The 6,289-nt window shown below is 71.6% G+C and carries 7 protein-coding genes; 3 read left to right on the plus strand and 4 right to left on the minus strand.

All coding sequences use genetic code 11. The features are described 5' to 3' along the window. Positions 1 to 123 precede the first annotated feature (123 nt). The 3 genes from ACWCO3_RS29755 (at position 124) to rocD (ending at position 2,915) form a co-directional block, all read left to right on the plus strand. The gene (locus ACWCO3_RS29755; protein WP_450013198.1) at positions 124 to 489 is read left to right on the plus strand and encodes a hypothetical protein; all 366 of its coding nucleotides are present in this window, start codon (positions 124 to 126) and stop codon (positions 487 to 489) included. A gap of 396 nt (positions 490 to 885) precedes the next feature. Beyond that, complete coding sequence (ddaH, locus tag ACWCO3_RS29760) at positions 886 to 1,701, plus strand: dimethylargininase (protein WP_208745124.1); 816 nt, start codon at positions 886 to 888, stop codon at positions 1,699 to 1,701. Continuing rightward, on the plus strand, positions 1,701 to 2,915 hold the full coding sequence (rocD, locus tag ACWCO3_RS29765; protein ID WP_358164317.1) for an ornithine--oxo-acid transaminase: 1,215 nt from the start codon (positions 1,701 to 1,703) through the stop codon (positions 2,913 to 2,915). The genes ddaH and rocD overlap by 1 nt, the downstream gene beginning before the upstream one ends. Before the next feature lie 121 nt (positions 2,916 to 3,036). Here rocD and ACWCO3_RS29770 read toward each other — a convergent pair whose 3' ends face one another. From ACWCO3_RS29770 to ACWCO3_RS29785, 4 genes are all read right to left on the minus strand, one after another. Next, a complete protein-coding gene (locus ACWCO3_RS29770; RefSeq protein WP_357930041.1) occupies positions 3,037 to 4,191 on the minus strand; it encodes an FHA domain-containing protein in 1,155 nt (384 codons plus the stop codon). Further along, positions 4,188 to 4,481 (minus strand): 4a-hydroxytetrahydrobiopterin dehydratase, encoded by a 294-nt coding sequence (locus ACWCO3_RS29775; RefSeq protein WP_145779154.1) that lies wholly within the window; start codon positions 4,479 to 4,481, stop codon positions 4,188 to 4,190. Before ACWCO3_RS29775 ends, ACWCO3_RS29770 begins: the two co-directional genes overlap by 4 nt. Positions 4,482 to 4,537: 56 nt before the next feature. Then, a complete protein-coding gene (locus ACWCO3_RS29780; RefSeq protein ID WP_145779153.1) occupies positions 4,538 to 5,590 on the minus strand; it encodes a fatty acid desaturase family protein in 1,053 nt (350 codons plus the stop codon). A 137-nt stretch (positions 5,591 to 5,727) separates the two neighbouring features. Continuing rightward, positions 5,728 to 6,289: SCO7613 C-terminal domain-containing membrane protein (locus ACWCO3_RS29785; protein WP_450013201.1), on the minus strand; the 562-nt coding region annotated here is incomplete at its 5' end.

A 6,289-nucleotide genomic window follows, 5' to 3' on the forward strand; every position in this document is an offset into this window, starting at 1 on the left:
GGTACGGCGGGCCCGGGTTCTGTGGTGGTTGACTCGTCACGGCGATGAGTGTCGTCGCAAACACCGTCTGCAATATCATCCGTCGCGCTCGTCATCACCACCGACCGCCCGGCCGACCCGACCGTGAGCCCGACCGCGCCCGAGGCGCCGGTGGCGCGTGGCCCGAAGCCGCGGGCCAGCCTGCTGGCCACCCTCGGCCTGATCGTCTCCGTCGCCGGTGCGCTGTTCGTGCTGACCGGGACCCTGGCCGGGTACGGCATCGGGCTCGGCGCGTTCGGCGCGGTGCTCGCGGTGCTCGGCCTGATGGCCACCCGCCGTCGGCACGTCGCCGGCACCACCGACGCGCTGCTCGGCGTGCTCATCGGACTGGCCGCGGTGGTGGTCGGGGTGCTCGCGATGACCGGCCAGTTCGACTGGCCGACCACCGACGGCGACTCGGTGCAGCGCTTCCGCGAGTGGCTTGACTCACAGTTTGTCGATCGTTTCTAGCGGGCACTGTTCCGCTCGCCGGTGATGCACCGGCAAACGCCGGCGGTTCGCCGGCAGCCCGAACAATCCGGTGGTTCACCGGCCGGGCAGACACCCTTTCAGGGGCGGCGGTTCGCCGCCCCTGAAGTGTTTTCTGGGCGTGATCGACTCGGCTTCGGCGACGTCGGGGTGTCCCGGTCGCTCCGATACCGCACTTTCCCGGAACGCGAGTCGATCACAGGCACGCGCTGACACAACGAATCACTCCCGGCTGCCTCCTAGACGCAACGAATCTTCGGTCTGCGCAACTCTCAGTGGTGGATCCTGCCGCTGACGCCGCATAACGTTGAGCAACGGCGCCAGCCCGTGGGCCACGGTGGCCGGGCGCGCCCGACCCCTGGGAGCAGGACAATGACGATGGACGCCACCAGCCAGCGCCTGTTGATGTGCCGGCCGACGTACTTCGCCGTCGACTACGCGATCAACCCCTGGATGGACCCGAGCGCGCCGGTGGACCCCGCGCTGGCCATCCGGCAGTGGGAGCAGCTGCGCCAGACGTACCGCGACCTGGGCCACACCGTCGAGGAGATCACTCCGGTGCCCGGCCTGCCCGACATGGTCTTCGCCGCCAACGGCGGCACGGTGATCGACGGCAAGGCGATGGCCGTGCAGTTCCGCGACCCGCAGCGCGCCGACGAGGCACCGGCCTACCGGGCCTGGTTCGAGGACGCCGGCTTCGAGATGTACGACCCGAAGCACGTCAACGAGGGCGAAGGCGACGTCCTGCTGGCCGGCGACCACCTGCTGGCCGGCACCGGGTTCCGCACGGCGCACGCCTCGCACGCCCAGTTGCAGGAGGTCTTCGGCTACCCGGTGATCACCATGCAGCTCGTCGACCCGCGCTTCTACCACCTGGACACCGCGCTGACAGTGCTCGACGAGCAGACTGTGGCGTACCTGCCGGAGGCGTTCTCCCCCGGCAGCCAGGCGGTGCTGCGCCGGCTCTTCCCCGACGCCGTGCACGCCACCATGGCCGACGCCGAGGTGCTGGGCCTGAACGCGGTGAGCGACGGCCGGCACGTGGTGCTGCCGGCCCAGGCCACCGACCTGGCCGCCAAGCTGCGCGACCGGGGCTACGAGACCATCGGTGTCGACCTGTCCGAACTCCGTAAGGCCGGCGGCGGACCGAAGTGCTGCACGCTGCGACTCCGTCAGGGAAAGGCAAGCAAGTGATCGTGGATGACATCCTGCGTACACCGGGAGCGGTCCGGGACGCCGAGCGCTGGACAGCGCACAACTACCACCCGCTGCCGGTGGTGATCTCGTCCGCCGAGGGCGCCTGGCTCACCGACGTGGACGGCAAGCGCTACCTGGACTGCCTGGCCGGCTACTCCGCGCTGAACTTCGGCCACCGGCACCCGCAACTGATCGCCGCCGCGCACGCGCAACTGGACCGGCTCACGCTGACCAGCCGCGCGTTCATCCACGACCAGTTCGCCGACTTCTGCCGGGAGCTGGCCGAGCTGTGCGGCAAGGACCTGGTGCTGCCGATGAACACCGGCGCCGAGGCGGTCGAGACCGGGATCAAGGTGGCCCGTAAGTGGGGCTACCAGGTCAAGGGCGTGCCCGCCGGGCAGGCCAACATCGTGGTCGCCGAGGGCAACTTCCACGGCCGCACCACCACCATCGTGAGCTTCTCCACCGACGAGGACGCCCGCGCCGACTTCGGGCCGTACACCCCGGGTTTCACTGTCGTGCCGTACGGCGACCTGGACGCGCTGACCGCCGCGATCGACGAGAACACCGTTGCCGTTCTGCTGGAGCCGATCCAGGGCGAGCAGGGCGTGGTGGTGCCGCCGGAGGGCTACCTGCCGGGCGTACGACAGGTCTGCAACGAGCGCAACGTGCTGTTCATCGCCGACGAGATCCAGTCGGGTCTGGGGCGTACCGGCGCGACCTTCGCCTGTGACCACGAGGGCGTCGTGCCGGACATGTACCTGCTCGGCAAGGCCCTCGGCGGCGGCATCGTGCCGGTGTCCGCGGTGGCCGCGAACGCCGACGTGCTCGGCGTGCTCAAGCCCGGCCAGCACGGCTCGACCTTCGGCGGCAACCCGCTCGCCTGCGCGGTGGCCGTCGAGGTGGTGCGGCTGCTGGCGACCGGCGAGTTCCAGCGCCGCTCCGCGGAGCTGGGTGAGCGGTTGCGGGCCGGCCTGGAAGGGCTGGTCGGCAAGGGTCTGGTCGGGGTACGCGTACGCGGCCTGTGGGCCGGCCTGGACATCGACCCGACGCTGATGAGCGGGCGGGAGGCCTGTGAGCGGCTCGCCGCGCGCGGCGTGCTCGCCAAGGACACCCACGGGTCCACGATCCGGCTCGCCCCGCCGCTGGTGATCACCGAGGAGGAGATCGACCTGGCGGTGGCCGCGCTCGCCGAGGTGCTGGCCGGCTGACCCACCTCGGTCAAGATCTGCGCAACTACAGGGAAAGTGCTGCCTCGACACCATCTGAGGCAGCACTTTCCCTGTTCTTGTGCGGATCTTGCCGCGCCGCGCCGTGCGGGCGGGGCGCGCGTCAGGGACGGGGTAGGCGCATCGCCATCGTCGGAGCCTCGGCCATCACCGAGGTGGGCGTGAACGGGGCACCGGCGGGCAGCTCCTCCGCCCGGCCGATCTGGACCCCCGGGTACAGCTCCACCATGTCGTTCTCACCGAGCACCCGGGACTGCTGCGGCGCGAGCGGGATCCGGTCCGACTCGGCCATCGAACCGGCCGGGCGGATGCCGGAGCCGTTGGTGCTGACGTCAGTCACGATGACCTCGCCGACCCGCAACTCGAAGCGGACGTGCCCACGGCTGATCCACCGCCGCGCCTCGTCGTTGAGCCACTGCCCGAGCATGATCCCGCCGTCCTGCTCGGGGGCCCGACCAGCCACCAACGGCTGCTCCTCACTCAGCACGAACCGCCGCCGGACCAGGCCGCCGACGCGCACCGCGAGCACCTCCGTACGCGGACGCGGGCCGGCGTCACCGAGCCGGGCACCGTGCCGCGGGCAGGTCGGTACGCCGTTGCGCAGCGCGGGCGGCGGCTGCGCGGCCGGGCTGCGGTCGGCACCCCCGGCCAGGTCGGCGAACGCGCCACCCCCACCACCGCCGCCGAACAACGCGCACCCCGACTCCGGGCAGCGCCACTGGCGGGCCAGCAGCTTCACACCTGTCGGCGACCGCTTGCCGGCCACCGGCGAGTGGCCGCCGCCGACGTGCGCGATGAACACCGGCCCGCCGGCGCCCGGCACGGGCGCGACCACTCGTCCGGGCTGCTCGACGAGCCAGGGGAACCGACCGCGCAGCCCGTCGAAGCGGACCCGGCTGAGCACCGGCAACCCCAGCAGGTCGGCGACCTCCAACATCCGGTCACCCGGGTTGTCGAGCACCTCGACCAGCCCGTCGTCGGCCCAGCGGCGAACGACCATCCGCTCGTTGGAGGTCAGGTCGGCGTCGGAGAGCAACGCCCGGTGCACCACCGCGTAGACCTGGACGCTGTCCTCCTCCAGGTCGCGGGAGAGCGCGTCGATGACCATGCCGAGCCGCAGCAGGCTGGCCGGCCGGCCACCGTCGATGTCCTGGTAGCGGATCACCTCGGCCAGGTCGACCACGGCCCGGGCCAGCGACGGGTCGGTGCAGACCCGTCCCTCGATGGCGTCCAGCACCTTGCTGATCTCGAATCTCATGCCGCACTCCGGATGATCTCGTCGATCCGCCGGGCCAGCGCGATGTCGCGGTGGGTGACCCCACCGTCCGAGTACGTGACGCAGCGGAAGGTCAGGGTCCGCCATCGAATGTCGATGTCGGGATGGTGGTCGACCTCCTCGGCCACCGTCGCCACCCGGTTCACAACGGCGATGACGTCCGGGAAACTGCCGAGCTGGACCGTACGACCGATCCCGGTCGGGTCACCCGACCAGTCGGTCAACCCGCTCAGCTCTTCTCGCACCGCGTCCGCGGTGAGCAGGTCTGCCATGCCCAGACCCTACCGGTGGCGCGTCCGACGAGGCGGACACGCCACCGGTCAGCCGCTCAGCCGCGCAGCGGCCGGCCCACCTCGTGCAGGTGACCGAGCGCCTGCCGGTACGACTCGACCAGCCCGGTCTCCGCGTACGGGACGCCCTGCTCAGCGCAGTAGGCGCGGACGATCGGCTGGGCCCGGCGCAGGTTGGCGCGGGGCATGTTCGGGAAGAGGTGGTGCTCGATCTGGTAGTTGAGCCCGCCCAGCGCGGTGTCCACGAACCGGCTGCCCCGCACGTTGCGGGAGGTCAGCACCTGCTTACGCAGGAAGTCCAGCTCGTCCTCGGCGGTCGGCATCGGCATGCCCTTGTGGTTCGGCGCGAACGCGCAACCCATGTAGAGGCCCCACAGCGCCTGGTGCACGACGGCGAACAGCAGCGCCTTGACCGGCGACATGACCGCCAACAGCAACGCCACGTACGCGGCGGTGTGCACGACGAGCAACGCCGCCTCGACCGCCCGGTGTCGCATCGGGGTGCTGTACCGACCGTCCGGCTCGCGCCCGACGATCGCCCGGATGCTCGCCACGTGCAGGTTCAGGCCCTCCAGCAGGAGCATCGGGAAGAAGAAGAACGCCTGCCGCTGCGCCACCCACCGGCCGAACCCACGGGTCTCCAGCGCCTGCTCAGGCGTCCACACCAGGGCGCCGGCGCCGACGTCCGGGTCCTCGTCCTCGTGGTTCGGGTTGGCGTGGTGCCGGTTGTGCTTGTCGACCCACCAGCCGTAGCTGAGCCCCACCGCCAGGTTGCCGGCGAGCAGTCCGACCAGCTCGCTGGGCCCGCGCCGACGGAACATCTGCCGGTGCCCGGCGTCGTGACCGAGGAACGCGACCTGGGTGGTGGCCACCGCCATCAGAGCCGCGAGCGGCAACTGCCACCAGGAGTCGCCGAGCAGGAACACACCCACCCAGCCGGCCACGAACGCGCCGAGGGTGAGCACGATGCGGGCGACGTACCAGCCGGGGCGGCGCTCCAGCAGGCCAGCCTGACTGATCCGTCGCGACAACTGTGCGTAGTCACTGCCTCGCCGCCGTACCGGCGGTTCCGCCACCGCTCCGAGCGCCATCGCTGCTCCCGTTCCACTTGCGCCCGGACCAGGGTGGTTCGGGCTTATTGTCAAGTCTCCCGAAAGCGGTAGCGCTGAGTAACCCCGACAGCCCCCGAATGGGGGGTAGGGCAGGCCCTACCCCCCATTGGTTCGGCTCAGCTCAGTCGGCCCACCGCAGCGCGCAGTCGCGCCAGGTCACGTCGCCGCCGCTCGTAGGTGGCGGCCAACGCGACCAGGGCGAGCCCGCCGACACCCAGGTAGATCCACCGAGGCAGCAGATCCCAGCCTCGGGCCAACTCGTGCAGCGCCAACAGGGCCAGCACCCCGCCGCCGAGCAGCACCGGAGCCTGCCAGCGCCGGGTCGCGCCGGCCAGCACCGCGCCGAGCGCCGCCGCGCCGAGGAGCAGTCGCCGCCACGGCTGCGGGTCCGGCCCGACCAACACCGACACGAGGCTCGGCGCGAGCGCCGCGACCAGCCCCGGGCCGAGGGCCGGCCAGCTAGTCAGCCCGGGTCGGGTCCGCAGCGCCAGCAGGCCTGCGCCGAGGGCGAGCCCCGCAGCCGGCAGCGTGTACGCCTCCAGCACCGTCACCCCGCCGGCGGCCAACAGCACCCACGCGCCCAGCAACTCGCTGCCGGCGGCGATGCCGGCGAACGCCCCGAACCGGCGTCCCAGCGCGGGAGGCACCGGCGCGTCCGCTCGTTCCGCGTCGATCGCC

The sequence above is a fragment of the Micromonospora sp. NPDC002411 genome, assembly GCF_053592955.1.